General features: G+C 64.7%; 19 protein-coding genes and 1 riboswitch. Of the genes, 8 read left to right on the top strand and 11 right to left on the bottom strand.

The genetic code is table 11. The features are described 5' to 3' along the window. Positions 1 to 695: 695 nt before the first annotated feature. Together RAD15_RS30375 and RAD15_RS30370 are read right to left on the bottom strand one after the other, a co-directional pair. Positions 696 to 932, bottom strand: a complete 237-nt coding sequence (locus RAD15_RS30375; protein WP_458181944.1) for a hypothetical protein — start codon at positions 930 to 932, stop codon at positions 696 to 698. Positions 933 to 1,149: 217 nt separating this feature from the next. Beyond that, the gene (locus RAD15_RS30370) at positions 1,150 to 1,284 is read right to left on the bottom strand and encodes a hypothetical protein (RefSeq protein ID WP_458181943.1); all 135 of its coding nucleotides are present in this window, start codon (positions 1,282 to 1,284) and stop codon (positions 1,150 to 1,152) included. A gap of 436 nt (positions 1,285 to 1,720) precedes the next feature. On the opposite strand from RAD15_RS30370, the gene recA reads away from it, so the two are divergent. Together recA and RAD15_RS30360 are read left to right on the top strand one after the other, a co-directional pair. Continuing rightward, positions 1,721 to 2,809, top strand: coding sequence for a recombinase RecA (gene recA / locus RAD15_RS30365; protein WP_458181941.1), 1,089 nt, complete (start codon positions 1,721 to 1,723; stop codon positions 2,807 to 2,809). A 105-nt stretch (positions 2,810 to 2,914) separates the two neighbouring features. Then, positions 2,915 to 3,901 (top strand): hypothetical protein, encoded by a 987-nt coding sequence (locus RAD15_RS30360; protein ID WP_458181940.1) that lies wholly within the window; start codon positions 2,915 to 2,917, stop codon positions 3,899 to 3,901. A gap of 146 nt (positions 3,902 to 4,047) precedes the next feature. Here RAD15_RS30360 and gcvP read toward each other — a convergent pair whose 3' ends face one another. Genes gcvP through gcvT form a run of 3 tightly spaced genes read right to left on the bottom strand, consistent with a single transcriptional unit; the run spans position 4,048 to position 8,457 of the window. Continuing rightward, on the bottom strand, positions 4,048 to 6,915 hold the full coding sequence (gene gcvP / locus RAD15_RS30355; RefSeq protein ID WP_458181939.1) for an aminomethyl-transferring glycine dehydrogenase: 2,868 nt from the start codon (positions 6,913 to 6,915) through the stop codon (positions 4,048 to 4,050). A gap of 17 nt (positions 6,916 to 6,932) precedes the next feature. Beyond that, positions 6,933 to 7,301, bottom strand: coding sequence for a glycine cleavage system protein GcvH (gene gcvH, locus RAD15_RS30350; protein ID WP_458181938.1), 369 nt, complete (start codon positions 7,299 to 7,301; stop codon positions 6,933 to 6,935). A 10-nt stretch (positions 7,302 to 7,311) separates the two neighbouring features. Beyond that, the gene (gcvT, locus tag RAD15_RS30345; RefSeq protein WP_458181937.1) at positions 7,312 to 8,457 is read right to left on the bottom strand and encodes a glycine cleavage system aminomethyltransferase GcvT; all 1,146 of its coding nucleotides are present in this window, start codon (positions 8,455 to 8,457) and stop codon (positions 7,312 to 7,314) included. Between the two features lie 146 nt (positions 8,458 to 8,603). Next, positions 8,604 to 8,692: riboswitch (glycine riboswitch) on the bottom strand. Between the two features lie 221 nt (positions 8,693 to 8,913). Between gcvT and alaS the strand changes: the two genes are divergently transcribed. Together alaS and RAD15_RS30335 are read left to right on the top strand one after the other, a co-directional pair. After that, positions 8,914 to 11,595: an alanine--tRNA ligase gene (alaS, locus tag RAD15_RS30340; protein ID WP_458181936.1), complete on the top strand. Its 2,682-nt coding sequence runs from the start codon at positions 8,914 to 8,916 to the stop codon at positions 11,593 to 11,595. 6 nt (positions 11,596 to 11,601) lie between these two features. Further along, the gene (locus RAD15_RS30335; RefSeq protein WP_458181934.1) at positions 11,602 to 12,834 is read left to right on the top strand and encodes a cyclic nucleotide-gated ion channel; all 1,233 of its coding nucleotides are present in this window, start codon (positions 11,602 to 11,604) and stop codon (positions 12,832 to 12,834) included. A 17-nt stretch (positions 12,835 to 12,851) separates the two neighbouring features. Here RAD15_RS30335 and RAD15_RS30330 read toward each other — a convergent pair whose 3' ends face one another. After that, positions 12,852 to 13,352 (bottom strand): DUF3455 domain-containing protein, encoded by a 501-nt coding sequence (locus tag RAD15_RS30330; protein ID WP_458181933.1) that lies wholly within the window; start codon positions 13,350 to 13,352, stop codon positions 12,852 to 12,854. 99 nt (positions 13,353 to 13,451) lie between these two features. Further along, positions 13,452 to 14,663 (bottom strand): NADP-dependent isocitrate dehydrogenase, encoded by a 1,212-nt coding sequence (locus RAD15_RS30325; RefSeq protein WP_458181931.1) that lies wholly within the window; start codon positions 14,661 to 14,663, stop codon positions 13,452 to 13,454. A 339-nt stretch (positions 14,664 to 15,002) separates the two neighbouring features. On the opposite strand from RAD15_RS30325, the gene RAD15_RS30320 reads away from it, so the two are divergent. The 3 genes from RAD15_RS30320 (at position 15,003) to RAD15_RS30310 (ending at position 19,871) form a co-directional block, all read left to right on the top strand. After that, on the top strand, positions 15,003 to 16,202 hold the full coding sequence (locus tag RAD15_RS30320) for a TrmJ/YjtD family RNA methyltransferase (RefSeq protein ID WP_458181930.1): 1,200 nt from the start codon (positions 15,003 to 15,005) through the stop codon (positions 16,200 to 16,202). 245 nt (positions 16,203 to 16,447) lie between these two features. After that, positions 16,448 to 18,130, top strand: a complete 1,683-nt coding sequence (locus tag RAD15_RS30315) for a tetratricopeptide repeat protein (protein WP_458181928.1) — start codon at positions 16,448 to 16,450, stop codon at positions 18,128 to 18,130. 301 nt (positions 18,131 to 18,431) lie between these two features. Next, on the top strand, positions 18,432 to 19,871 hold the full coding sequence (locus tag RAD15_RS30310; RefSeq protein ID WP_458181926.1) for a DUF1254 domain-containing protein: 1,440 nt from the start codon (positions 18,432 to 18,434) through the stop codon (positions 19,869 to 19,871). Positions 19,872 to 20,058: 187 nt separating this feature from the next. On the opposite strand, the gene RAD15_RS30305 is transcribed toward RAD15_RS30310, so the two are convergent. Both RAD15_RS30305 and RAD15_RS30300 read right to left on the bottom strand, forming a co-directional pair. Then, the gene (locus RAD15_RS30305; protein ID WP_458181925.1) at positions 20,059 to 20,811 is read right to left on the bottom strand and encodes a PaaI family thioesterase; all 753 of its coding nucleotides are present in this window, start codon (positions 20,809 to 20,811) and stop codon (positions 20,059 to 20,061) included. 31 nt (positions 20,812 to 20,842) lie between these two features. After that, entirely contained in the window at positions 20,843 to 21,820 is a 978-nt protein-coding gene (locus tag RAD15_RS30300) for an NADPH:quinone oxidoreductase family protein (protein WP_458181923.1), read from the bottom strand. A gap of 222 nt (positions 21,821 to 22,042) precedes the next feature. Here RAD15_RS30300 and RAD15_RS30295 point away from each other — a divergent pair, with 222 nt between their 5' ends. Further along, positions 22,043 to 23,590 (top strand): alpha/beta fold hydrolase, encoded by a 1,548-nt coding sequence (locus RAD15_RS30295; protein WP_458181921.1) that lies wholly within the window; start codon positions 22,043 to 22,045, stop codon positions 23,588 to 23,590. A 115-nt stretch (positions 23,591 to 23,705) separates the two neighbouring features. Here RAD15_RS30295 and RAD15_RS30290 read toward each other — a convergent pair whose 3' ends face one another. Further along, positions 23,706 to 24,917, bottom strand: a complete 1,212-nt coding sequence (locus RAD15_RS30290; RefSeq protein ID WP_458181919.1) for a diguanylate cyclase domain-containing protein — start codon at positions 24,915 to 24,917, stop codon at positions 23,706 to 23,708. A gap of 318 nt (positions 24,918 to 25,235) precedes the next feature. Continuing rightward, positions 25,236 to 25,883, bottom strand: a complete 648-nt coding sequence (locus RAD15_RS30285; RefSeq protein WP_458181917.1) for a TetR/AcrR family transcriptional regulator — start codon at positions 25,881 to 25,883, stop codon at positions 25,236 to 25,238. Positions 25,884 to 25,960 lie beyond the last annotated feature (77 nt).

Below are 25,960 nucleotides of genomic sequence, written 5' to 3'. Positions count from 1 at the left end.
CTGGACCGACCAAGGCTTTCGCCGGCCCAGGCACGTCAACATGCATTGGGGACGCGGGGGATGCGATGGGGCACCCGACGTAACTCGGATTTTCCGGAATTGGGACAGCATCGAGATTTTGAAGAGGCTTCAATGAAAGAGGCCGCCAATTGAGGCGGCCTTACCCTCGATTCAAACGGCCCCTAGTGGGGGCCGCCAACCCGTTTTGATGGGGGTTTTCCTCCAGCAGTCGGGGGGCTACCTGTCGGCTGGGGGCCGGAAATCAACGCGTGACCAAGCCGATTGTTCCCTGCCCAATCTGACCAGGCTTTACGGGCGTGAAAGCTTGAGGGCTGTCCTAACCAGGACACTGGCGATTTCGAATTAGGACAGGAACGTTTGCGCGTTTGCCAAGTTTTCCCGATGCCCTTCCCCAAGGGCAGACCCCGATGGGCCCCAGCTCAATCCCCCATGTGCGAGCTGGGGCCATTTTTGGGGACAGAGACCTCAGCTCATCCATTGCCCAAGAGCTGAGGTCTTCTTGTTCGCACCCGCGGTGGGTCTTTACGATAACGTCATGCGAGGCGCGGCTATTGAAGGCGTCGCGGATGGCGTTCTGGTAGGGCAGGAAGCCATCGGTGCTAATTTCAGGGGCGCCCAGCACGCGCTGGCGAAGGTCCTGCACGAACACGGCTCTACCCCCGAGCTTAGCGTCTTTAACCCAGCCGTTCACGATGCAGCTTGGCCCCGACAAGATCAGCGGCGCGTTCCGGGGCGGCGTTGCGGGCCAGTTGTTCACGCTTGAGCGCTTGGTATCGATCCATCTGACCGGCGACTCTCATCCAGCTCTGGGCTAGTTCTTTCAGAAATTTGGCCTCGACCTCACTCTGCGCTGATTTAACCAAACGATGGCATTCGTTGGCTTGATCTTGGCAGTGCTGCGCGTTGTCCATTACGCAAAACTCCTACGGTCAGGAAAACTTGGTAAGCCAGTGCGGTCTGTGCCAATTTCCTTTGGAAATTAAAACGGCCCCAACCAGGAGGCCGCCAACCCGATCGATGCGGGTTTTGCTTCAGCAGTGGGGGGCAACCTTTCCGCTGTGGGCTCAAACCGACGCGCCGCCCAGCTGATCGTTCCACGCCCAATTCAAGGCGCCAACTGAGGCGGCCTTAGTTCATCTTTCGGCGTAGCTGCCTGATGATCTTCCGCAGCTCGGCGGCGTACTCTTCGATGATGCGCCGCGCCTCCTCCAGCCGGGACGGCTTGGCTTTCTTACCCTCAGTCTGTGTGTCGGGGTCGGGCATGGCCCGATGGTTCGGCGTTCAGGCGTGCGCTGCTTGAGGTAGATCAAGCCTCCGGGTCGCCTGCATCGGGAACGGCTCTTGGGTCTTGCGGCTCAGGAAGGTGTCGGGGCACGGCAGCTTCAACGCCTCAAGGCTCCCGATACGCCGTCAAGTAGCGAGCATAGGCGAGCGCAAAGCTCGCGTGATCCTTTCGGAATGGCCGATGGATTTCTCGGGGTTGCTCGTAGGTCATGGCGTCCAGCCTAGGACCAAAAAGCGAACCAGGACATTGCCGGATTCAACTTGGGACACTCCGGGCAAAATGCGGACAGCGCGCGTTTCCGCAAAAGAACATATTGCGAACCAAGAACAAATAGGGTACATTGTTTTTGTCGCCGCGCCGCCTCGCCAACCGTTTGTCCCTCTAGCGAATCCTCGCCATAAGGAGCACGACCCAATGTCCGCCACTGCCCTGCGTATCGTCGAAGGATCTTCCATGGACAAGAGTAAAGCCCTAGCTGCCGCGCTCTCTCAGATCGAGCGCCAGTTCGGCAAGGGCTCGGTGATGAAGCTCGGCAAGAACGACCGGTCCATGGACATCGAGGCGGTGTCGTCAGGCTCGCTCGGGCTCGATATCGCGCTCGGCATCGGCGGCCTGCCCAAGGGGCGCATCGTCGAGATCTACGGGCCGGAATCCTCGGGCAAGACCACGCTGGCGCTGCATACGGTGGCGGAGGCGCAGAAGAAGGGCGGCATCTGCGCCTTCATCGATGCCGAGCACGCGCTCGACCCGGTCTATGCCCGAAAGCTCGGCGTCAACATCGACGAGCTCTTGATTTCGCAGCCCGACACCGGCGAGCAGGCGCTGGAAATCTGCGACACGCTGGTGCGCTCGGGTGCGGTGGACGTGCTGGTGATCGATTCGGTCGCGGCGCTGGTGCCGAAGGCCGAGCTCGAGGGCGAGATGGGCGATGCGCTGCCGGGTCTGCAGGCCCGTCTGATGAGCCAGGCGCTGCGCAAGCTGACGGCCTCGATCAACAAGTCCAACACCATGGTGATCTTCATCAACCAGATCCGCATGAAGATCGGTGTGATGTACGGTTCGCCCGAAACCACGACCGGCGGCAACGCCCTGAAGTTCTACGCCTCCGTCCGCCTCGACATCCGCCGCATCGGCGCGATCAAGGAGCGCGACGAGGTGGTCGGCAACACCACGCGCGTGAAGGTGGTGAAGAACAAGCTGGCACCGCCCTTCAAGCAGGTCGAGTTCGACATCATGTACGGCGAGGGCGTCTCCAAGATGGGCGAGATCCTCGATCTCGGCGTCAAGGCCGGCATCGTCGAGAAGTCCGGCGCCTGGTTCTCCTATGACAGCCAGCGCCTCGGCCAGGGCCGCGAGAACTCGAAAGCGTTCTTGAAGGCCAACCCCGACATCACCGCCAAGATCGAGACCTCGATCCGCCAGAACTCCGGCCTGATCTCGGAGCAGATTTTGGCCGGCACGCCCGAGAGCGACGCCGATGGCGAGGAGCCGGGAGAAGAGTAAGACTGAACAGCGAAAGTTTTTCGCGAGGAGCGGGCGCTGAGGACGTTGAGTTGCCGACGTCGTCAGTGCCCGTTTCGTTTTGCGTTGTCGTGATCGGGTGGTGTGATGAAGCGTCTGATCCTGACCAGTTCGTCCGGTTCTGCTCTCGCTAAATCGGCGCTGGCCGAAATCGTCGTGACGTTCTCTTTTCGCTTCCAGTGGGGACCCCTGCCTTCACCTGAAATGCTTGCCGCCTATTTTGCGGCGCGTTCGGGGACTCTTGCACCGGGTGATCACTGGTCGGACTGGGGCATTCGTTGGCCCCGCGCCATCAGTGGCCGCAAAGATTTATCCCTCATCGATTTCTGCGAACCATACGACGCGATCGAACTCTGGTTCGACCCGAATCCCGAAGATCAATTGCAGTTGATTTGGTTGCTCGACCACCTCAGGCCTCATTCCGGGCTGACGCAAAAACTCAAATTGCGCCTGCTGACGGACGATCTGATCATGATGAGGGGCGAAGAGCTGGGAAAGTCCGCGTCGCATATTCCTGTCGTGGATGTCACTGCCAGGGAATTCGAGACTGCCGAGACGGCGTGGTGGGCCTATTGCGCATCGACACCGGAAAGCTGCGTCAACCTTCTCCGCAAGGACCTCAGTGCATTGCCGATGCTGAGGCCGGCTTTGCTCGATCTGCTGGCGGAACTGCCGTCACCTTCGACTGGAATCGGCGCGACTGAGATGCGCTTTCTGGAGCTTGTTTCCAGAGGGTTTGCGAACACCAATGCGTTGTTTCACCTGCGCTCGCAACGGCGCACGTTCGTGTTCGGAGAGACCGAGTTGGGTTGGTTCCTCGAGGGGCTCGCGCTCGGCCCGAAGCCGGCAGTAGCCGGTTTGGGCGACGAACTGCGCACAATCGACCGTAAGAATTTGAGGGCTCGGCATGAAGTCTATCTGCGCAGCCGCCTTTCGCTGACCGAGTTTGGTAAAGCCGTCCTGGCCCATCAGGAAGATTTCAGCCGCCACAACCCGATCGATCGCTGGTGGGGTGGCACGCGCCTGACCAACGATCGGCTGTGGCGCTATGGCGCCGTTTTGACAAAGCCGTGAGGTCATGGGCATGACGCGACTTGTTCTGACAACAGAGCCGTAGGGTGGGCAAAGGCGCGCAAGCGCCGTGCCCACCATATTCCAACGCTCCCAAGGGCGGTGGGCACGCTTGCGCTTTGCCCACCCTACGAAACCTCCGTTGCGTCTTACTCCGCAGCTTCCGCGTAGTCGCTCACCGGCGGGCAGGAGCACACCAGGTTGCGGTCGCCATAGACGTTGTCGACGCGCCCCACCGGGCTCCAGTACTTGTCGGTGCGCGAGGTGCCGGCGGGGAAGCAGCCTTCGCTGCGGGTGTAGGCGCGATTCCACGCATCATCCGCGATGTCGTGCACGGTATGCGGGGCATGGCGCAGCGGTGATGCCTCGATCTTGAAGCGGCCGGCCTCGACCTCGGCGATTTCTTTCCGGATCGCGATCATGGCGTCGCAGAAGCGGTCCAGCTCGGCCTTCGATTCCGACTCGGTCGGCTCGATCATCAGCGTGCCCGGCACCGGGAAGCTCATGGTCGGCGCGTGGAAGCCGTAATCGATCAGGCGCTTTGCGATGTCGTCGACGGTGACGCCTGATGTCGTCTTCAGCGGACGGGGATCTACGATGCACTCATGCGCGACGCGCCCCTTGGCGTTCTTGTAGAGTACCGGGAAGTGCGCATCGAGCCTTGCCGCGATGTAGTTGGCGTTGAGGATCGCGATCTCGGTGGCGCGCTTCAGGCCTTCGCCGCCCATCATCAGGATGTAGATGTAGGAGATGGTCAGGATCGACGCCGACCCGAACGGCGCGGCCGAGACCGGGCCGATCGACGCGTCCGCTTGCGTGGCGGGGTGACCCGGAAGGAACGGCGCGAGATGCGCCTTCACGCCGATCGGGCCCATGCCGGGGCCGCCGCCGCCATGCGGAATGCAGAAGGTCTTGTGCAGATTGAGATGGCTGACATCGGCGCCGTAATCGCCGGGCCTGCTAAGGCCGACCTGCGCATTGAGGTTGGCGCCGTCCAGATACACCTGGCCGCCATGGCCATGCACGATGTCGCAGATCTCGCTGATGTGCTCCTCGAACACGCCGTGCGTCGAGGGATAGGTGATCATGACCGCGGCGAGATCGTTCGCATGCTTGTCGGCCTTGGCGCGGAGATCGTTGACGTCGACGTCGCCGTTCTTCTCGCAGGCGACCACCACCACGTCCATGCCGACCATCGCGGCCGAGGCCGGGTTGGTGCCGTGGGCGGAGGAGGGGATCAGGCAGATCTTGCGATGGCTTTCTCCACGCGCCGCATGGTACGCACGGATGGCAAGAAGTCCGGCATATTCTCCTTGCGCGCCCGAGTTCGGCTGCAGCGAGATCGCGTCGTAGCCGGTGATGTCGCACAGCCATTTTTCCAGCCGCGCGAACAGAGCGCGATAGCCGCGTGCCTGCTCGCGCGGGGCGAATGGGTGCAGATTGCCGAACTCCGGCCAGGTCAGCGGCATCATCTCGGTGGTCGCGTTCAGCTTCATGGTGCAGGATCCCAGCGGGATCATCGCGCGGTCGAGCGCGAGGTCGCGGTCGCTGAGCTTGCGCATGTAGCGCAGCATCTCGGTCTCCGAGCGATGCGCGTGGAACACGGGATGGGTGAGGAAAGCGGTCGTGCGCTTCAGGCTATCCGGCAGCGCCTCGCGCGTCTCTGCGTCGATCTCGGTATAGGCGAGATTGCCGCCGAACGCACGCCAGACCGCTTCCACGGTCGCGGGTGTCGTGGTCTCGTCGAGCGCGATGCGCAAGCTATCGTCGCCAACCCCGAGATTGATCTTCTCGGCAACTGCGCGCGCGATGATCTCGGCGCGCTTGGCGCCGGCATCCACGCTGAGCGTGTCGAAGAAGCTTTCGGACCGCAGCGCGAAGCCGAGCTTGCGGAGGCCACTCGCAAGCACCGCGGCGCGGCGATGCACATTGCGGGCGATCTGTGTCAGGCCTTCGGGGCCGTGATAGACCGCGTACATCGAGGCGATCACGGCGAGCAGCACCTGCGCGGTGCAGATGTTCGACGTCGCCTTCTCGCGGCGGATATGCTGCTCGCGGGTCTGCAGCGCGAGGCGATAGGCAGGCGCACCGCGCGAGTCCACGGAGAGGCCGACGATGCGGCCGGGCAGCGAGCGCTTCAGCGCATCGCGCACCGCCATATAGGCCGCGTGCGGTCCGCCATAACCCATCGGCACGCCAAACCGCTGCGCCGAACCGATCGCGATGTCGGCACCGAGCTCGCCGGGCGAGGCGAGCAGCGTCAGCGCCAGCAGGTCGGCGGCAACGATCGCGAGCGCACCCTTGGCGCGCAGCGTTGCGATTGCGGGCCTGAGGTCACGCACGGCGCCCGAAGAGCCCGGATATTGCAACAGCGCACCAAGCACGTCACTCTTCGCGAGATCGGTGAGGGGATCGCCGACGATCAGGGTCCAGCCCAGCGGTTCGGCGCGTGTGCGCATCACAGCCAGCGTCTGCGGATGCACGTCCTTGTCGACGAAGAAGGCCTTTGCTTCGACCGGCGAATGCCGCTCCGCGAGCGCCATGGCTTCGGCCGCTGCGGTGGCCTCGTCGAGCAGCGAGGCGTTGGCGACGTCGAGCCCGGTGAGGTCGCAGATCATGGTCTGGAAGTTGAGCAGCGCCTCGAGCCGGCCCTGGCTGATCTCGGGCTGGTAGGGCGTGTACGCCGTGTACCAGGCCGGATTCTCCAGGATGTTGCGCTGGATCACCGCGGGCAAAATCGTGCCGGAATAGCCTTGGCCGATCAGCGAGGTGAAGACCTGGTTCTGGGCGGCGAGCTCGGCCATATGCGCGATCGCCTCGGTTTCGCTCAAGGGCTTGCCGAGATCGAGCGGGGCGGCCTGCCGGATCGAGGCCGGCAGCGTCTCCGCCATCAGCGCGTCGACACTTTTCGCGCCGACGGCTTCGAGCATTGCGGTGACATCGCGTGCCGATGGGCCGATGTGGCGGCGAACGAAATTGGCGGCGGTCTCGCCGCTGGATTTACGGTGCGCGGTCATCGCTTGCTCCATCGTCCTTAAGCCGTGTGGGCCTTGTAGGCAGCTTCATCCATGAGGCCGCCGAGTTCGCTCTTGTCGGCAATCTTGATCTTGAAGAACCACGCCTTGCTTTGCGCATCCGAGTTGACCAGCGCCGGCTCGGCGGCCAGCGCCTCGTTGGTCTCGAGCACTTCGCCGGTAACAGGCGCGTAGACGTCGGAGGCGGCCTTGACCGATTCCACGACGGCGGCGGCTTCCGCCTTCTTCAGCGCACGGCCCACCTTGGGCAGCTCGACGAACACGACGTCGCCGAGCTGGGACTGCGCGTAATCGGTGATGCCGACGGTGGCGACGTCGCCGTCAATGGCCAGCCATTCGTGGTCGGAGGTGTACAGCGTCGTGGTCATTCACAGGTCCTCAGCGTTTGTAGGTGTTTTTCACGAAGGGCATGGCGGCGACGGTGAGCGGCAGTCGCTGGCCGCGCACCTCGGCGAAGAGTTTTGTATCGAGCGCGCTCAGCGCGGAGGGCACGTAGCCCATCGCCATCGGCGCGTTCAGGCTCGGGCCGAAGCCGCCCGACGTGACTTTTCCGATCGGCTCGCCGCCCGCGCTATCAGCAAACAGCAGCGCGCCCTCGCGCACCGGCGCGCGGCCCTCGGCGCGCAGGCCGACGCGGCGGCGGGATGCGCCGTGATCGAAATGCGCGAGGATTTTCTCGGCGCCGGGAAAGCCGCCGGCGCGGGCGCCGCCGGTGCGGCGGCTCTTCTGCACCGACCATTCCAGCGCGGCCTCGACCGGCGTGGTCGCGGTGTCGATGTCGTGGCCATAGAGGCAGAGCCCGGCTTCCAGCCGCAGGCTGTCGCGGGCGCCAAGGCCGATCGGCATCACGTCGGGGTTTTCGAGCAGCGTTTTGGCGAGACGCTCGGCGTCCGCGGCGGGAACCGAAATTTCGAATCCGTCCTCGCCGGTGTAGCCGGAGCGCGAGACGAAACATTTGATACCGGCGACCTCATGCGGGCCGGCGTCCATGAAGGTCATGGCGGGCGCCGCTGCACATAATTTCGCCAGCACCGATTCCGCCTTCGGGCCCTGCAGCGCGATCAGCGCGCGGTCGGCAAGCTGCTCGATGACACAGTCGCCGGAGAGATTCGCGCGCAGATGCGCCTCGTCCGCGTCCTTGCAGGCGGCGTTGACGACCAGGAACAGGTGATCGCCGAAATTGGCGACCATGAGATCGTCGAGGATTCCGCCATCTTCATTGGTGAACTGGGCGTAGCGCTGCCGTCCCGGCGCGATCGCCACGATATCCTGCGGCACCAGCCGTTCCAGCGCGCGGGCGGCGTCCTCGACCTTGCCCGACTTCGGCCTGAGCGCGAGCTGGCCCATATGGGAGACGTCGAACAGGCCGGCGGAGGTTCGGGTCTGGAGGTGCTCTTTCAGCACGCCCGCGGGGTATTGCACGGGCATGTCATAGCCCGCGAACGGCACCATCTTGCCGCCCAAGGACACGTGAAGGCTGTGGAGGGGGGTCCGTTTCAGGGAGTCTTTGTCGTGCGCTAGCATCACAGGGGCCCTCGGCGGTTCCCCGGGGACGATTCCCCGATGGACACCGGTCGAAGCCCCATCTGTCGCTGTGCCTGAGAGTATTATCCCGTCGGCGGACGCAGCCCGGGCTTTATGCCCGTCGGCGCCTCTTTCCAGATGCTGTCAAAGCCACGCGGTCCTTTTGCCTGAGAGTTTCCGGGGCGGTTGCTCCTTCGGCGCCGGCACCAGTGCCGGTCTCTCCCGACGTGGCCGTACGATACAGATGGGTACAGACCACAGGGCGGCCAAGCCTGTCAACGCGACTTCTGTGGCTTTCAACGGGATTGAGCGCCTGCGGCAACCCTCTGATCTCTCTGCACAGTTTCTGGACAGCGAAGCTGGCCTTGTCTAAAAGCGCTGTGGCCCGCAGATATCAGCCTAAATGTCAGGTTTGGATGGCAAGAAGCGGGTCCAAGCACACCCGATTGGATGAACATGAGCGGCGTCAACGAGATCAGGTCGACCTTTCTGAACTTCTTTGCCGAGAACGGCCACGAGATCGTGTCGTCCTCGCCATTGGTGCCGCGCAACGACCCGACGTTGATGTTCACCAATGCCGGCATGGTGCAGTTCAAGAACGTCTTCACCGGCGTCGAGAAGCGGCCCTATCAGCGCGCCACCACGTCGCAGAAATGCGTGCGCGCCGGCGGCAAGCACAACGACCTCGACAATGTCGGCTACACCGCGCGCCATCTCACCTTCTTCGAGATGCTCGGCAATTTCTCGTTCGGCGACTATTTCAAGGAGCGCGCGATCGAGCTTGCCTGGAAGCTGATCACGAAGGACTTCGGGCTCAACAAGGACAAGCTGCTCGTCACCGTCTACCACACCGACGACGAGGCGCATGGGCTGTGGAAGAAGATCGCCGGCTTCTCCGACGACCGCATCATCCGCATCCCGACCTCGGACAATTTCTGGGCGATGGGCGACACCGGCCCGTGCGGCCCGTGCTCGGAGATCTTCATCGATCGCGGCGATCATATCTGGGGCGGCCCTCCCGGTTCTCCTGAAGAGGACGGCGACCGCTTCCTCGAATTCTGGAACCTGGTGTTCATGCAATATGAGCAGGTGACGAAGGAGGAGCGCGTGGATCTGCCGCGTCCCTCGATCGACACCGGCATGGGCCTCGAGCGCATGGCCTGCATCATGCAGGGCGTCGACAGCGTGTTCGAGACCGACCTGTTCCGCCATTTGATCGACGCGACGGCGTCGGCGCTCGGCAGCGGGCCGAACGAGCAGACCGTCGCCTCGTTCCGCGTCATCGCCGACCATTTGCGTTCCTCGGCCTTCCTGGTCGCCGATGGCGTGCTGCCCTCGAACGAGGGCCGCGGCTATGTGCTGCGCCGGATCATGCGCCGCGCGATGCGCCATGCGCAGCTGCTGGGTGCGAAAGAGCCGCTGATGCATCGCCTGGTCTGGGCGCTGGTGCGTGAGATGGGCCAGGCCTATCCCGACCTGATGCGCGCGGAGAATTTGATCGAGGAAACGCTGCGGCTGGAAGAGACCCGCTTCCGCAAGACGCTGGTGCGCGGCCTCGCCATCCTCGACGAGAAGAGCGCGTCGTTGAAGAAGGGCGACATGTTCGACGGCGACGTCGCCTTCACGCTGTACGACACCTACGGCTTCCCGCTCGACCTGACGCAGGACGCGCTGAAGTCGCGCGGCATCGGCGTCGACCAGGCCTCGTTCACCGACGCGATGGAGCGCCAGAAGGCCAAGGCGCGCGAGTCCTGGAAGGGCTCGGGGGAAGCTGCTTCCGAAGCAATCTGGTTCCCGCTGCGCGAGAAGCTCGGGGCCACCGAATTCCTGGGCTACGAGACCGAGAGCGCCGAAGGCGTGGTGTCGGCGCTGGTGAAGGACGGTGCGGAGGTCGCCAGCCTCAAGGCCGGCGACACCGGCGCGCTTCTGCTCAACCAGACGCCGTTCTACGCGGAATCAGGCGGCCAGGTCGGCGACACCGGCGTGCTCACGGGCGAGGGCGGCATCAAATTCCGCGTCACCGACACCCAGAAGAAGCTCGGCGATTTCTTCGTTCACGTCGGCACCGTCGAGAGCGGCGAGCTGAAGATCGGCACCGCGCTGCAGCTCGAGGTCGATCATTCCAGGCGTTCGTCGATCCGCGCCCACCACTCGGCGACGCATCTCATCCACGAGGCGCTGCGCCAGGTGCTCGGCGACCACATCGCCCAGCGCGGCTCGATGGTGGCGCCGGACCGGCTGCGCTTCGACTTCGTGCATCCGAAGCCGATCACGGCGGAAGAGCTTGCCCGCGTCGAGGACATCGCCAACGACGTAGTGCTGGAGAACGACGAGGTCACCACGCGCGTCATGGGCGTTGATGAAGCCCGCGAGGCCGGGGCGCGCGCCCTGTTCGGCGAGAAATATGGTGACGAGGTCCGCGTCGTCTCGATGGGCCGAACCGCGCGCGAGCGCGGCACCAACGCGCTCGGCTGGTCGGTCGAGCTCTGCGGCGGCACGCATGTCAGGCGCACCGGCGATATCGGCCTGATCACGCTGACCGGCGAAAGCGCGGTCGCCTCCGGCGTGCGCCGCATCGAGGCGCTGACCGGCAATTATGCGCGCAAGCACGCCAACGACACCATGGCGCTGGCCAAGACCGCGGCCAACGAGCTGCGCACCTCGATCGACGACGTCCCGGCGCGCATCGCCGCGCTGATGGACGAGCGCAAGAAGCTCGAGCGCGAGCTCTCCGACGCCCGCAAGAAGCTCGCAATGGGCGGCGGCGCGGCTGCCGGCAGCAATGGCGCAGCCGCGGGCGTGCGCGAGGCCGGCGGCGTCAAGCTGATGGCGCGCGCGGTCGAGGGCATCGAGATGAAGGATCTCAAGAGCCTTGCCGACGACGGCAAGAAGCAGATCGGCTCCGGCGTGGTCGCCATCGTCGGCGTCACCGAGGACGGCAAGGCCGGTGTCGTGGTCGGCGTCACCGCCGACCTCACCGCGCGCTTCAACGCCGTCAATCTGGTGAAGGTCGCCTCTGAAGCGCTCGGCGGCAAGGGCGGCGGCGGCCGGCCCGACATGGCTCAGGCCGGCGGTCCCGACGGCGCCAAGGCGTCCGAGGCGCTCGCGGCGATCGAAAAAGCGATGGCGGGCGCGTAGGCCACCATGGGCCTCGTTCCGCGAGGGCGTGGCTTGCGCGATCCCAACCTAAGGGATCGCCTCTACGAATTGCTGGAGCACGATCCCTTGGCCTATTCGGCCGGGTCGCGCTTCATCCAGATCATCATCGGCGTCATCGTGCTCAATGTCGCCGCGATGATCCTCGCCTCGGTGCCGGAGCTCGACGCGCGCTTTGATGTGCTGTTCAGCGCGATCGCTGTGCTCGCCGTCGTCATGTTCGCGCTCGAATATCTGGCGCGGCTGTGGACGGTGGCGGGGCACACCCAGCGCAGGGGCTCCGCGCTGTCCGACCGGCTCTCTTATGCCTTCTCCGCGCTCGGCATCATCGACCTCATGGCGTTCCTGCCGGCTGCCATCGTGCTCGCCACGGGCCGGCACGCGACGCTGGCCGGGCTCGGCGTGCTGCCGTTCTTCAAGCTGATACGGTACTCGCCGGCGATGCGCTCGCTGCTGGCGGCCGTGCATGCCGAGCGGCGGGCGCTGATCGGCTGCGTGGTCATCCTGATCGGGGCGGTCCTGACGTTCGCCTCGCTGCTCTACGCCATCGAGCGCGACGTGCAGCCGGACAAGCTCGGCACGATCCCGCAGGCGATGTGGTGGGCGATCGTGACGCTCGGCACCGTCGGCTATGGCGACGTCGTGCCGGTGACGGTGCTCGGCAAGTTCGTCTCCACCTTCGCCATCATCAGCGGTTTCGCCATGATCGCGCTGCCGGTCGCCATCATCTCCACCGCCTTTGCCGAAGAGGTGAGGCGGCGCGATTTCGTGGTGACCTGGGGCATGCTGGCGCGGGTGCCACTGTTCTCGCATCTGTCGGCAGCGGAGATCGCCGACATCATGCGCCTCCTGCGCGCGCGCACCATCGAGCAGGGCGAGATCCTGGTGCGGCGCGGGGACGTGGCCTCGTCGATGTATTTCATCACCGCCGGCGAGGTCGAGATCGCGCTGCCGAACCAGCATGTGCGGCTCGCCGACGGCACCTTCTTCGGCGAGATCGCGCTGCTGCATAAAACAAAACGCAGCGGCACGGTGACGGCGACGCGCAAGACGCGCCTGCTGGTGCTCGATGCCCAGGACTTTCACGCCCTGATCGAGCGCATGCCGACGCTTGCCGCTCACGTCCATACCACCGCCAAGGCAAGGCTGGCCGATACCGGCGATCTCGCGCTCGCCGAGCTCGCCCAGGCGGAGAAGGAAGACGACGGCGAGGCGAACTGATCAGGCGTGCTGCGCGCTCAGCCCTTCTTCAGGAAAACATACTCGGCCGAGTAGGGCGCGCTTTTGAATTCGCCGGCCTTGTCGCACGCACCGTCCAGCTTGCCGCCATGGGTGTTGATGCGCTGGACCGTGGTGACCGGCGTCAGCACGCCGCTGCCGCGGTGCGCGGTCACTTCCAGCTTCAGCCAGGGGATATCGGCAGGCGTCGCGCCGGGCGCGTTGCCAGCGGCCTTGGCGGCGACGGCGCTGCTGTCGGCGTGCTCCCAGTTCGGGCCAGCATAGTGCCGGCCGATCGTCTTGCCCTCGGCAAAGAGCGTCGCGATCGGTTCGCGGAAGGCCCAGGCGAGCTTGCCGTCGGTGCCGGCCTTGCACTCATAGACCTGCGCGCCCTCGGCATGGACGCTGAGCACGACGCTCTCGCCCGGTGCGGCGATGGCTTCGGGAAGCGCGTCGGCGGCGGCTGCCGGACCGATCATGGCCGCGAGCAGCAGGCAGGGGGCAGCAAGCTTGGTCGACATGGTCGCATCTCCGCGAAAAGGGTCTCTCAAAAACAACGGGCCGCGCTGTTGCGCGGCCCGTGATGATGTGTGGCCCAGTCGGGCGAAATTGCGGACGGCTCAGGCCAGCTCTTTCGTCAGGTTCTCGGCGACCTTGTCGAGGAAGCCGGTGGTCGAGAGCCAGCGCTGGTCGGCGCCGACCAGCAGCGCGAGGTCCTTGGTCATGTAGCCGGCCTCGACGGTGTCGACGCAGACCTTCTCCAGCGTGTTCGCGAACTTGGCGAGCTCGGCATTGTTGTCGAGCTTGGCGCGGTGGGCGAGGCCACGGGTCCAGGCGAAGATCGACGCGATCGAGTTGGTCGAGGTCTCCTTGCCCTTCTGGTGTTCGCGGTAGTGGCGGGTCACCGTGCCGTGGGCAGCTTCCGCTTCCACGGTCTTGCCGTCGGGGGTGAGCAGGACCGAGGTCATCAGGCCGAGCGAGCCGTAGCCCTGCGCGACCGTGTCGGACTGCACGTCGCCGTCGTAGTTCTTACAGGCCCAGACGTAGCCGCCGGACCATTTCAGCGCCGAGGCGACCATGTCGTCGATCAGGCGGTGCTCATAGGTCAGGCCCTTGGCCTCGAATTCCTTCTTGAACTCGCGGTCGTAGATGTCCTGGAAGATGTCCTTGAAGCGGCCGTCATAGACCTTCAGAATCGTGTTCTTGGTCGAGAGATAGACCGGGTAGTTGCGCAGCAGGCCGTAATTGAGCGAGGCGCGGGCGAAGTCGATGATGGAATCGTCGAGGTTGTACATTCCCATCGCGACGCCGGCGTCGGGAGCCTTGAACACTTCCTTCTCGATGACGGTGCCGTCCTCGCCGACGAACTTCATCGACAGGGTGCCCTTGCCGGGGAACTTGAAGTCGGTGGCGCGATACTGGTCGCCATAGGCGTGGCGGCCGATGATGATCGGCTTGGTCCAGCCGGGAACCAGGCGGGGCACGTTCTTGCAGATGATCGGCTCACGGAAGATCACGCCGCCGAGGATGTTGCGGATGGTGCCGTTCGGCGACTTCCACATCTGCTTGAGGTTGAACTCCTTCACCCGGGCTTCGTCCGGGGTGATGGTTGCGCACTTGACGCCGACGCCGACCTTCTTGATGGCCTCGGCGGCGTCGATGGTGACCTGATCGTTGGTGTGGTCGCGGTATTCCATGCCCAGGTCGAAATACATCAGCTCGACATCCAGGAACGGGGTGATCAGCTTGTCCTTGATGTACTGCCAGATGATCCGGGTCATCTCGTCGCCATCGAGCTCGACGACGGGATTGGATACCTTGATTTTTGCCATGATCGGGGAAGCCTCTTGGGAACGGCGCTTTTGGCGCGCCACGGGAATATCCGCCGCCTCTTAGCACCGCCGCGCGGCGGGCGAAAGCCAAGGGATTATGCACTTTTAGCTCATCCAGCTTGCCCGGATGGGGGGCGGGAGCGGCGGCTTGCGGCGAGGGCGGGCCTCAGGCTTCAGAGGAGATTCAAAAGTCGATTCCAACCCGTTATTTCCCTTGAGAATTTTGTCAGGACAGGCAAACGACAGGCGGACGGGCAGGGCCGGCCGGCGGCCGCCTTGAATCACTTCCTGAAGATCGCCCTGGCAAGGCCTTGAGAACCGGTGTGAAAGCGAAACGAGATGTCGGGGACTGACAAGAGCAAGGCGGGCCTTTCCCTCGACGGTCCCATCGTCATCCTGGTCGAGCCGCAGCTTGGCGAAAACATCGGCATGGCCGCGCGCGCCATGGGCAATTTTGCCCTTGGCGCCCTGCGCATCGTCAACCCCCGCGACGGCTGGCCCAACATCGCGGCCCAGCGGGCCGCCGCCGGCGCCGACCACATCCTGGAAAAGGTCGAATTGTTCGGCACGGTCGAAGAGGCTGTCGCCGACCTCGACCTGCTGTTCGCCACCACCGCGCGCCCCCACGATCAGGCAAAGCCGGTGGTCGGGCCGGAGGCCGCAGCGGCCGAGATCGCCGGGCACGTCGCGACCGGCGGCAAGGCCGGTATCCTGTTCGGTCGCGAGCGCTGGGGCCTGACCAACGAGGAGGTCGGGCTCTCCAACCGCATCATCACCTTCCCGGTCAATCCGGGCTTCGCCTCCCTCAACCTCGCCCAGGCCGTGCTGCTGATCGGCTATGAATGGTTCAAACGGGCGACATCCGGCGAGCTGCCGCACGCGATGCCGGAGCGTTCCGAACGCGCCTCGCAGCACCAGATGCAGGCCTTCTTCGACAATCTCATCCGAGAGCTCGACCGGGTCGAGTTCCTGCGCCCGGCCGAGAAGCGCGACACCATGCTGGTCAACCTGCGCAACATCTTCAGCCGCATGGAGCCGACCAAGCAGGACATGCACACCCTGCACGGGGTGATCATGGCGATCGCCGAGGGACGCAAGGGCCCGGCCAAGGGCGGCGTGCTCGACGGCGAGCAGGCGACGCGCCTGCGCGCGCTGCTGGCCGAGCACGGGCAGGGCGGCGGTGCGCCCGACAGCGGCTCGACCGTGCGTGGCCTCGCCCGCCTGCTCCGCCGCAATCCGACCGATGCCGAACGGCTGCTCTGGCAGGCGCTGACGCGCGACCGCCGCTTCGCAGGTGGGTTCAAGCGCCAGACCCCGGTCGGCCGTCATATCCCGGACTTCGTCTCGTTCCCGCACCGGATCGCGATCGAGCTGGTGAACCCGGGTGAGGGCGAGACCATCGCTGCCGACCGCGCGTCGCGGCGTGCTTGGCTGGAGGCACGGGATTATCGGGTGATCGACATTCGCGCCGCGGACGTGGAGCGCGATCTCGAGGCGGAGCTGGTGCGGCTGCAGGGGATGCTCGAGCAGGGCGCGTAGGTTTCGTCTGGCGCAGCTCTCGTAGGGTGGGCAAAGCGGCTTGTCCGCCGTAGCACGACGAGCGAAGGCGGAAGCGTGCCCACCATTGCGTTTGATGGAGCTGAGACAGAAGTCGTGGGCACGGCGCTACGCGCCTTTGCCCACCCTACCAAATCGCGTTTTGTGGCCCGCAGTGCTGCAACCAGGGGCTGTGCAGGCGCTTCGCCGGTTGCTATGACGTCCCCGGGAATTGAAATGGGGACTGCATGTTTGGAATGATCGGCCGCGCATTCATTTGTGCGGCAGCAGGTGTCGGTGCTTTGACGCTGACGGCCCTGCTAGAAATATCGACCGCACGTGCGGAAATGCCTTTGGCCTCCAAGTGCAACGCGGTTGGAAATTTCAGCGCTGATGACAGGATCGCAGGCTGCACCGCTATCATTCAGGCGGCGCAGGCCATGCAGCAGAGCGTGATCATGGCGTACTTTCGCCGCGCGATGTTTTACCGCCAGAAGGGCGAGGCCGACCTTGCGATCGCGGACTACAACGTCATCATCGAGCGTGATCCGGGCAATCTCAACGCCCGCCTTCAGAGAGCTTTTACGCATCTCGAGAGGCGACAGACCGACGCTGCGCTTGCCGACTACGACAAGGTCATCGAGCTTGATCCCAAGGCTGTATATGCCCGTCTGGGGCGCGCCCGAATCTACTGGGCCAAAGGTGATATGGACCGCGCCATTGCCGACTATGATCAAGCCCTTCTGGTCCATCCGGAAAATGTCATCGTGCGTGTGGACCGAGGCCTCGCTTATATCCGCAAGGGGGAACCGGGTCGCGCCATTGCTGACTGTAATCGGGCGGTCGAGATCGGCCCGCAAGCCGGCATTGGCCAGTTGTGCCGCAGCCGGGTTTACGTCGCCCAGGGCAACAGAGATCGTGCATTGGCCGAGCTCGATCAAACAATGCAGATCAAGCCGGGGAACGAGTACCTCTACTATTTTCGAGCCGAATCCTTTTCTCAGCTGGGCGAACTCGACCGCGCCATCGCCGACTATGACCGGATCATCGAGCTGAACCCACAAAGCCGATCTGCCTACGGCTGTCGGGGCGTCGCCTACGCCCGAAAAGGCGATTATGATCGCGCCATCGCCGATTATAACCAGGTGATCCAGCTGGCACATCGGGGTCAAGGAAACCCCGACGATCGGCAGACTCAGCTTCGAGGTCAGGACGCCGACCCCATTTCAGCGTCCGTCGCGGGTGAAGCAATTGTACTCGCTTCCGCGGATGGCCCTGCGCTCCGCGCTCGGGGAGCGGCCTACCAGTGGAAAGGGGAGCTCGACCGCGCCATCGCAGACTATGGTGAGGCGATCCGCCTTAGTCCCAAGGACAAGGATGCCTTCGGGCTCCGCGCCAACGCGTACAAGGCCAAGGGGGACTTCGGCCGCTCGCTTGCGGACTACGATCAACTCGTGCAGCTCGATCCCAAGGATGCGCGCGCGTACTTTCATCGTGCGAGGGTCTATTGGCAGATGGCTTCGTTTGCCAAATCGTTGACCGACCTTGATCAGGCGATCCAGCTCGATCCAAAGAACGCCTATCCGGTCATCTGGCGCGAGATTGTTGCAAAGCGCAGTGACCAGCCGAGCCGATTGAACGAGGCTGCAAAGCAGCTGGACGCGACGAAATGGCCCGCGCCGATCGTCAATCTGTTCCTTGGCACGTTGACGCCGGAGCAGGTGTTCAGCGCTGCCGAGGACGCCGACCCGGTGAAGAAGAAGGAGCAGGTCTGCGAGGCGAATTTCTATATTGCAGAGCGCGCGCTGCAGAACGGCTCCAGGGAAGAGGCGTTGAAGCTGTTCGAGCAGGCTGCAGCCGGTTGCCCGAAGACCTTTCTCGAGAAGCCGGCTGCCGACGTCGAGCTTGGCGCGCTGCGAGCGAGCCGGTGATCGAACGGGTGCCGCATGGTAGCTCTCGTAGGGTGGGCAAAGCGGCTTCTCCGCCGTAGCTCGAAGAGCGAACGCGGAAGCGTGTCCACCATGTCGATCGACGAAGATACAGAGGTGGTGTGCACGGCGCTGCGCGCTTTTGCCCACCCTACGAGCTTCTACCGCCAGTTGATGCAGACGTGTTAAGTTGCGCTGAACGAGCGGCGCTCGGCCCGGTTGCAAGGCCAACCGGCCCATTGATGCATGTCAAAGAACGTGGAACCCCGCCCGGTACGCTTTTTCGGCAATAGGGAGGTTCGATATGTCAATCAGCCGTCGCCAAGCACTTGCCGCCTTCAGCGCCGCCGTGTCGGCGCTTGCGATTTCCCGCACCGCACGCGCCGAGTTTGATGGTCCTGTCGTCAGGGCTTTGGAGGGCGGCGAAGATTTCTGGCTCGCCCAGGACGCCTATATCTACGGATATCCGCTCGTGACGATGGAGATGACCCGCCGGGTCATGACCAACGTTGCGGCGGTGGAAGGCACGCGCGGGCCGATGGGCCAGTTCGTCAAGCTCCGCAAGTACCCTGATGCGAGCTTCAGGGATGTCACGGCGCCCAATGCCGACACGCTCTACACCTCGTCCTGGATCGACGTGGGAGACGAGCCCTGGGTCCTGAGCATGCCTGATATGAAGGACCGCTACTTCCTGTTTCCGATGCTGGACGGCTGGACCAATGTCTTCCAGGTGCCTGGCAAGCGCACCACCGGCACCAAGGCGCAGACCTATGCGATCACTGGACCGGGCTGGAAGGGGACGCTTCCCGCCGGCGTCAAGGAATACAAATCACCGACGAGCATGGTCTGGATCCTGGGCCGCATCTACTGCACCGGCACGCCGGAGGACTACGCGGCCGTGCACGCCGCGCAGGACGAGTTCAAGATCGTCCCTCTCAGCGCATATGGCAAGTCGTACACGCCTCCAGCAGGAAAGGTCGATGCGTCGATCGACATGAAGACGGCCGTTCGCGAGCAGGTCAACCGCCTGGACGCTGTGGCCTATTTCACCCTTCTCGCGCAGTTGATGAAACGCAATCCGCCGGCTGCCGCGGATGCCGCCGAGGTCGCTGGGTTCGCGAAGATCGGTCTTGTCCCTGGCAAGGACTTTGATGCGAGCAAATTCGATGCTGCCTTCGCCAAGCGGGTCCCCCAGGTGGCATTCGACCGCATCATGCTCCAGTTCAAGGTCAACAAGGCGATCAAGAACATCAACGGCTGGGCCTTCGACGCCGAAGCCGGCGTCTACGGCACCAATTATTTCAACCGTGCGCTTGTCACGGCCATCGGCCTCGGCGCCAACCGGATCCAGGATGCGTGCTATCCGACATCCCAGAAGGACGCCGACGGGAAAGAGTACGTCGGCAGCAACAAGTACGTCATGCGTTTTCCGAAGGGGCAGCTTCCTCCGGTCGGCGGCTTCTGGTCGATCACGATGTATGACGAGAACTATTTCTTCGTCGCCAATCCGATCAACCGCCAGTCCATCAGCGCCCGCCAGAACCTCAAAGCCAATGCAGACGGCTCGGTCGATCTCTACATCCAGAAGGACAGTCCCGGCCCCGACAAGGAGAGCAACTGGCTTCCCGCGCCGGCGGGCAAGTTCGTCCTGATGTTGCGGATGTACTGGCCGAACGAGAAGTCGCCCTCGATCATCAACGGGACCTGGAAGCCGCCTCCCGTCCGGCAGGTGACGAGCAGCTAAAGCACGATCCTGCGTGGCCGTAGAGCATGATCCGGAAAAGTGTGTAGCGGTTTTCCGTCGCGACAAACGCGCAACGCGTTTGCGCGGATGCTCAAACAACAACCTAAAGCGCGATGACGATTCATCCTGATCGCATCGCGCTTTAGGCGGGCGCTTGACGAGTCCACGGATCTGTTCGCTTTGCGGATCACCCGCGGCCGAGCTGCACCTCGCGGTCCACCGCGATCCATGTCGCCCGCGCCACGGCGAGCAACCTTCCGGCTTCGTCATGCGCCGCGGCCTCGGCCGTGCGCTTGCGGCCGTCGCGGCCGGTTGGCCAGGCCGTGACGACGCAGCGGTCGCCGGGGCGGGGACGGGCCTCGATCCGTGCCGACATCCGTCCGAGCAGGAGCGGTGCCTGATCGAAGCTGTCGCTCTCTTGATTGTAGTTGCAGGCATAGCCGGTGGGGCAATCGAGCGCGGACCAGAGAAATTCCGGCGCGACGAGGCCGTCCTCGGCGGCCAGAGTCGCATCCGGTGTCCAGCTCGCTGCGAGAACGGCGTTCTGCGAATTGCGCCCGAGCGGTCCGGCGAAAATCCGCAGGCCGTCTCCTTTGGCCCTTGCGGGACCGCAGACGAAACAGGTCGGCAGGGGATGCTCGTGCGGCTTCACCGGCGTCAGCAATTCGGCGGCGCAGGCCTCCTCGAAGCTGGCCGTCTCCAGGCGCGCGAGCTCGACACTTGCCGCGCGCCCGGTCGCGACGACTTTGGTGCCATCGCGAAGCTCCCATGTGCCGTCGTCCGTTGGGATCGTATCGAGCGGCGTGTCGAGCGGCGGCGGTGCGCGCAGCGTCACCTCGGCGCCGCCGGGAATGTGGCGGGCGAGCCGGCCGCAGACATAGCCGCCATTCCCGGAGTTCGGAGGGCCGCAAAAGCGCTTGTCGATGATGATCTGTGTCATCGGTCTTCTCTCTCTTCAGCGTTGGCGCATTCTATCTGATCTTGAGGACAATACGTCCCTGAACCGTCCGGTTGGCCACGGCGCGCATGGCCTCGCCGGCCTCCTCCAAAGGGAGGATACGGTCGATATGCGGGCGGATTTGTCCGTCGGCCAGCAATCGCATCAGCGTGTCGTTCATGCGTGCAGCCTCGTCGGGGAATTTCTCTGCCCAGGCGCCGGCAAAGACGCCGATGATGGAATAGTTCTTCAGCAGCGGCAGGTTCATCGGGACCTGCGGAATCTCGCCGCTGGTGAAGCCGATCGGCATCAGCCGTCCGCCCCATGACATCAGCCGGGCCATCTGCTCGAAGATCGCGCCACCGACATTGTCGAAGCCGATATCGATGCCGTCTCCTGACGTGATCGACTTGATCCGGTCGCGCAGATCTTCGCTGCGATAGTTGACGACCTCGCTCGCGCCGTAGCTCCGGACCAGCGCGGCCTTGTCATCGGAGCCGATACCGGCGACGACACGCAGGCCCAGATGGCGGCCAATATCGACGGCGGCAAGTCCGACGCCGCCGGCCGCGCCCGTCACGAACAATGTCTCGCCGCGCTCGGCTCGTGCACGCTCGACCAGCGCATAATAGGCCGTGCCGTAATTGTGCAGGACCGTCGCCGCCGTCGCGAACGCGACGCCATCCGGCAACCGCACGCTCTTCGATTCCTTTGCAGTCATCCGTTCGGCGTAGCCGCCAATCCAGCTGCTGCACGCCACGCGATCGCCGGGGGCGAAGGTCGTGACCTTGTCCCCGACCGCGACGACGATCCCGGAGGCTTCCGTGCCGGGCACGAAGGGCGTCGGTGGCCGCATCTGGTAGAGGCCCGAGACCAGCAACTGGTCCATGAAACTCACGGAGGCCGCATGGACGTCGACGAGAATCTCGTCGCCGGCAGGCTTGGGCTCATCGATCTCGCCCAGGCGCAGATCTCCCGGTCCGGTGAACGAGCTGCACAGGATCGCCTTCATCGCGGCGCTCCCGTTTTTCGGCAGGCGGACATGTGACAGGCGGATATGCGCGGCAGCGGACGTGCGGACATGGCTGTTTTCCCTTATTGTGCCGGCGCAAATGGCGCCGCATGCAGGAACCAAACCCTTCGCTCCGGAGCAGGCTCGATCCGGCCCGATCGTTATCGCCGGACCGTCCCCTGTGCGTCCTCCGGGGAGGCCGACAGGCGGGGAAGGATTTTCATGACGGTCCTCTCGCTTCAGGCGCTCGGCTTCCCGGAGGTCCGCGCTGACGACCGCCCGATCAAGCTGAACCTGCGCAAGGGACTTGCGCTGCTGGTCTATCTCGCGGAGGCCAGGGGCGCCGTCGCGCGCGAGGTCATGGCCACGCTGCTGTGGCCCGAGGCTGCCCGCGAAACCGGTCTTGCGCGATTGCGGCGGCTGCTTCATCGCATCGAGCTTGCGCTTGACCAGCCGGTGTTCGAGGCCGACCGCAGCAGCGTGCGCTGGTCGCCGAAGCTCGAGCTGAAGGTTGATACGCAGCTGTTCGAGAGCGCCTGCGACCGCGGCGCCTTCGACGAAGCCTGCGCGGTCTATCGCGGTGACTTTCTCGCGGGTTTCGCCCCGGACGACTCTCCCGAATTCGACGACTGGGCGTTCTTTCGCCGGGAGGCGCTGAGGGGACGGCTCATGCACGCGCTGGAGCGTCTGGTGCAGGACAAGAATGCCGACGGCGATCATTTTGCCGCGACAGTGCATGCGGGACGTCTGGTCGAGCTCGATCCGCTCAGCGAGGTGTATGGCCGGCATCTGATCCGCAGCTTGCTGCTCGCCGGCGACCGGAGCGGGGCGGAACGTCACCACGCGGCGCTGACGCAGCGGCTGCGGGATGAGCTTGGCGTCGCGCCGGAAGCCGAGACCGAGGCGCTCATGAATCCCGCGGCGGCGGCGCAGGCCGTGCCGGTGACGCGCTACGTGAAGGGCGCCGGCGTGCATCTGGCCTATCAGACCTATGGGAGCGGCCCGCTCGATATCCTGGTCATGCCCGGCTTCGTGTCGCATGTGGAGCGCGCCTGGGAGCATCCGGCGAGCCGGACGTTTCTGGCCTCGTTGATGAAGCTGGGGCGGCTCATCGTGTTCGATCGCCGCGGCATCGGGCTGTCCGACCGGGTCGGATCGGCGCCTGGCATCGACAACACCGCGGAGGATATCGGCACCGTGCTGCGAGCGGTGGATGCGCGTCGCGTGGTGTTGTTCGGCGCGTCCGAGTGTGGGCCCGCCTGCATCAAATATGCGGTCGATGACATCAGCCGCGTGGCCGGGCTCATCCTGTTTGGCGCATTGGCAAAAGGCTGCTGGTCAGAGGATTATCCGCATGCGCTGCGCGCCGGCCAGTATGACGCCTGGAGCCGCCAGCTCATCGCGCAATGGGGCGGCCCGGTCGGGATCGAGACCTTCGCGCCGAGCCTTGCCGGTGATCCCCAGGCACGGGCCTGGTGGGCCGGGCTCTTGCGCGCGGCCTCCAGTCCCGGCGGCATCTCGGGCGTGCTCGATGCGTTTCGCGACGCCGACGTGCGGCACCTTCTGGCGCATATCGCGGTGCCGACGCTGGTGTTGCACCGGCGCGGCGACCGGGCCGTGCGCATCGCGGCCGGCCGCGACATGGCGAAGCAGATTCGCGGCGCGCAATTCGTCGAGCTCGACGGCGATGATCATTGGTTCTTTGCCGGCGATCAGCGACCGGTGATCGAGGCGATCAAGCGGTTCACGGAGACGCTGCCGAAGCGATAAGACGGGCCGGTCGCCATGACGTCGTAGCCCGGATGAGCGAAGCGATATCCGGGGAAAGGTCCCGCATGTCGCTGCGCTCATGCGGGCTATGCTGTGAAGCGTGCTTCGTTCCGCGTCAGGCCGCGCTTGCGAGCGGGGCTTTCGGGCTGCTCTGCTGGAGCCGGCGCAAGGCCGCGAGGTTGGTCTCGACGGACGCGAGGCAGCACCGCGATTTGCCGCCCGACTTCGCCTCGTAGAGCGCGGCATCGGCGACCCCCAGCAATTCGGCGACGTCCGCGCCGTGATCCGGCGACATCGCAATGCCGACGCTGGCACCGACACTGGCGTGCATCTCGCCGCCCAGCTCATAGGACACCGCGACCTCGCCGATGAGGCGGTGTCCGGTCTGCTGCGCCATCTCGGTGGTGACGCCGTCGAGGAGCACGACGAATTCGTCGCCGCCCATCCGGGCGATCACCGCGCCATCGGGCAGCACCCGGCGCACGCGCGCGGCCACCGTTTTCAGCACGGAATCGCCCGCAGCGTGTCCGAACGTGTCGTTGATCGGCTTGAAATTGTCGAGATCGAAGAACATGACCGCGAACGGCCGTTCGGCGCGCGCGGCGAGCCTGGTGCCGAGCGCCTCGACGAAGCCGGCGCGATTGAGCAATCCCGTCAGTGCGTCGTGATAAGCGCGATGGTTGTTCTCGCGTTCGGCGCGCATGGTGGTGACCAGCATCCGGTTGAGGCGGAAGGCTGCGGCCGTCATCGCGGCCAGATACATCGGCACCTGGAGGTACACGATGTAGAACAGCGGCTCGCCAGCGAGCGCGGCACCGGGGACGATGGGGCCGAGGCTCAACAGGATCATGGTCCCGGCCAGCCGCGGCGCGCCGAAATTGCGGAAGCAGATGCCGCCGACCATTGCTGCCGCCGACAGCGATGCCAGCATGGCGACGACCCAGTCGCCGCTGGCGAGGCTCGCAATGGCGCCAAATCCGACGCTGGCGCTCCAGGCGACCGCGAGCAGGAGATGAAGGTCGGTCGGCGTCGGGCGCTGCAAGCGCGCCGCACGATGCGCGCTGACGAGAACGACGAGACGGACGAGGCAGATCGCGATCTCCATGACCAGCCAGATCACGAACGGCGCAGTCTGCTTGCGGCCGGCGATCACGGCGGCGACGGCAATGGTATTGACAGCGCCGGCGGCAAAGACCGGCAGCGATCCATAGAGCTGGGCGATCAGGGCAGCGCGGATGTCGTCGGGCACGCCTGGCCCCGGCTCGGCGAGCCAGCGTGTCAGGCGCCAGCGCGGCGCGCTGTAGAGTCGTCCCGTGTCCGATTGCATTGCAGAGCGTCCCCGTCTTCCGGGCGCCAACAACGATGAGCGCTCCTAACAGCCTTTTAAGGCGGCGGTCGATCGCCGGCCGTGCTTGACGCAAGGTAAACTGCCGGGCGCGGGGCGGCGGCCGTGCAGGAAGATGCGGATCGGTGCAGGAGGGCGGTGTAGGGTGGGTTAGCGCTAGTGTAACCCACCACGTTCATCGCCAGTTGATGATGCCTTGTAGGGTGGGCAAAGCGAAGCGTGCCCACCATGTCGTTCGAGCCAAGAAGTGGTGGGCACGGCGCTTTGCGCCTTTGCCCACCCTACGAGATCACGGCGAGATCACACCGTCTCCAACTGATCCGCCGCGCGCTTCTTCTTTGCCTTGGACTGGCCGAGCAGGGGGCCGGCCGTGAGCGCCGCCGTATCGGCCACGCCCGGGTCGCGGGAGATCATCGCTGCGACGATGGCGCCGTCGATCAGGAGGCCGAGCTGGTGGGCGAGCACGGCGGGCTCTGCCGAGCCGAGCTCGCCGGCGAGCTTCTCGATGTGGCCGAGCACGATCTTCTTGTGCTTCAGCGCGATGTTGCGGAATTGCTTGGCGTCCTTGTCGTGCTCGCCGACGGCGTTGATGAAGGGGCAGCCGTAGAAGCGCTCCTCGGCGAACCAGCTCTTCAGCGCCGGGAAGATGCGCGTCAGCTTCGCCTGGGCGTCGCCGCCGCCTTGTTCCATGGCGCCGATGAACCATTCGCGCCACTGCTTGCCTTCGCTCTCCAGCACGGCGTTGACGAGGTTGGTCTTGGAGCCGAACAATTTGTAGAGCGTGGTCTTGGCGGTGCCGGCTTCCTCGATGATCGAGTCGATGCCGGTGGCGTTGATCCCGTTCTTGCAGAACAGATGCGTCGCGGCGCTCAAGAGGCGCCCGCGCGCGGATTCGTCCTCGCCGGCAGCGGCGTGGGGCGAGGTCTTCTTCGATGACGTCTTTGCCATGGACGCAAACTTACCCGCAGCCGCGCCGCATCAGCAAGCCGCATCTGTTCCGCGCTGAAAAGATTCGCACGGCAAGG

It is taken from the genome of Bradyrhizobium sp. 14AA (assembly GCF_054185205.1).
This window is presented reverse-complemented; position numbering and strand designations above follow the sequence as displayed.

Bases quoted from the DNA above. Each gene is read 5' to 3' on its own strand.
- RAD15_RS30375 (WP_458181944.1), bottom strand. From the start codon at position 932: ATGGACAACGCGCAGCACTGCCAAGATCAAGCCAACGAATGCCATCGT.
- RAD15_RS30370 (WP_458181943.1), bottom strand. From the start codon at position 1,284: ATGCCCGACCCCGACACACAGACTGAGGGTAAGAAAGCCAAGCCGTCC.
- recA (WP_458181941.1), top strand. From the start codon at position 1,721: ATGTCCGCCACTGCCCTGCGTATCGTCGAAGGATCTTCCATGGACAAG.
- RAD15_RS30360 (WP_458181940.1), top strand. From the start codon at position 2,915: ATGAAGCGTCTGATCCTGACCAGTTCGTCCGGTTCTGCTCTCGCTAAA.
- gcvP (WP_458181939.1), bottom strand. From the start codon at position 6,915: ATGACCGCGCACCGTAAATCCAGCGGCGAGACCGCCGCCAATTTCGTT.
- gcvH (WP_458181938.1), bottom strand. From the start codon at position 7,301: ATGACCACGACGCTGTACACCTCCGACCACGAATGGCTGGCCATTGAC.
- gcvT (WP_458181937.1), bottom strand. From the start codon at position 8,457: ATGCTAGCGCACGACAAAGACTCCCTGAAACGGACCCCCCTCCACAGC.
- alaS (WP_458181936.1), top strand. From the start codon at position 8,914: ATGAGCGGCGTCAACGAGATCAGGTCGACCTTTCTGAACTTCTTTGCC.
- RAD15_RS30335 (WP_458181934.1), top strand. From the start codon at position 11,602: ATGGGCCTCGTTCCGCGAGGGCGTGGCTTGCGCGATCCCAACCTAAGG.
- RAD15_RS30330 (WP_458181933.1), bottom strand. From the start codon at position 13,352: ATGTCGACCAAGCTTGCTGCCCCCTGCCTGCTGCTCGCGGCCATGATC.
- RAD15_RS30325 (WP_458181931.1), bottom strand. From the start codon at position 14,663: ATGGCAAAAATCAAGGTATCCAATCCCGTCGTCGAGCTCGATGGCGAC.
- RAD15_RS30320 (WP_458181930.1), top strand. From the start codon at position 15,003: ATGTCGGGGACTGACAAGAGCAAGGCGGGCCTTTCCCTCGACGGTCCC.
- RAD15_RS30315 (WP_458181928.1), top strand. From the start codon at position 16,448: ATGTTTGGAATGATCGGCCGCGCATTCATTTGTGCGGCAGCAGGTGTC.
- RAD15_RS30310 (WP_458181926.1), top strand. From the start codon at position 18,432: ATGTCAATCAGCCGTCGCCAAGCACTTGCCGCCTTCAGCGCCGCCGTG.
- RAD15_RS30305 (WP_458181925.1), bottom strand. From the start codon at position 20,811: ATGACACAGATCATCATCGACAAGCGCTTTTGCGGCCCTCCGAACTCC.
- RAD15_RS30300 (WP_458181923.1), bottom strand. From the start codon at position 21,820: ATGAAGGCGATCCTGTGCAGCTCGTTCACCGGACCGGGAGATCTGCGC.
- RAD15_RS30295 (WP_458181921.1), top strand. From the start codon at position 22,043: ATGACGGTCCTCTCGCTTCAGGCGCTCGGCTTCCCGGAGGTCCGCGCT.
- RAD15_RS30290 (WP_458181919.1), bottom strand. From the start codon at position 24,917: ATGCAATCGGACACGGGACGACTCTACAGCGCGCCGCGCTGGCGCCTG.
- RAD15_RS30285 (WP_458181917.1), bottom strand. From the start codon at position 25,883: ATGGCAAAGACGTCATCGAAGAAGACCTCGCCCCACGCCGCTGCCGGC.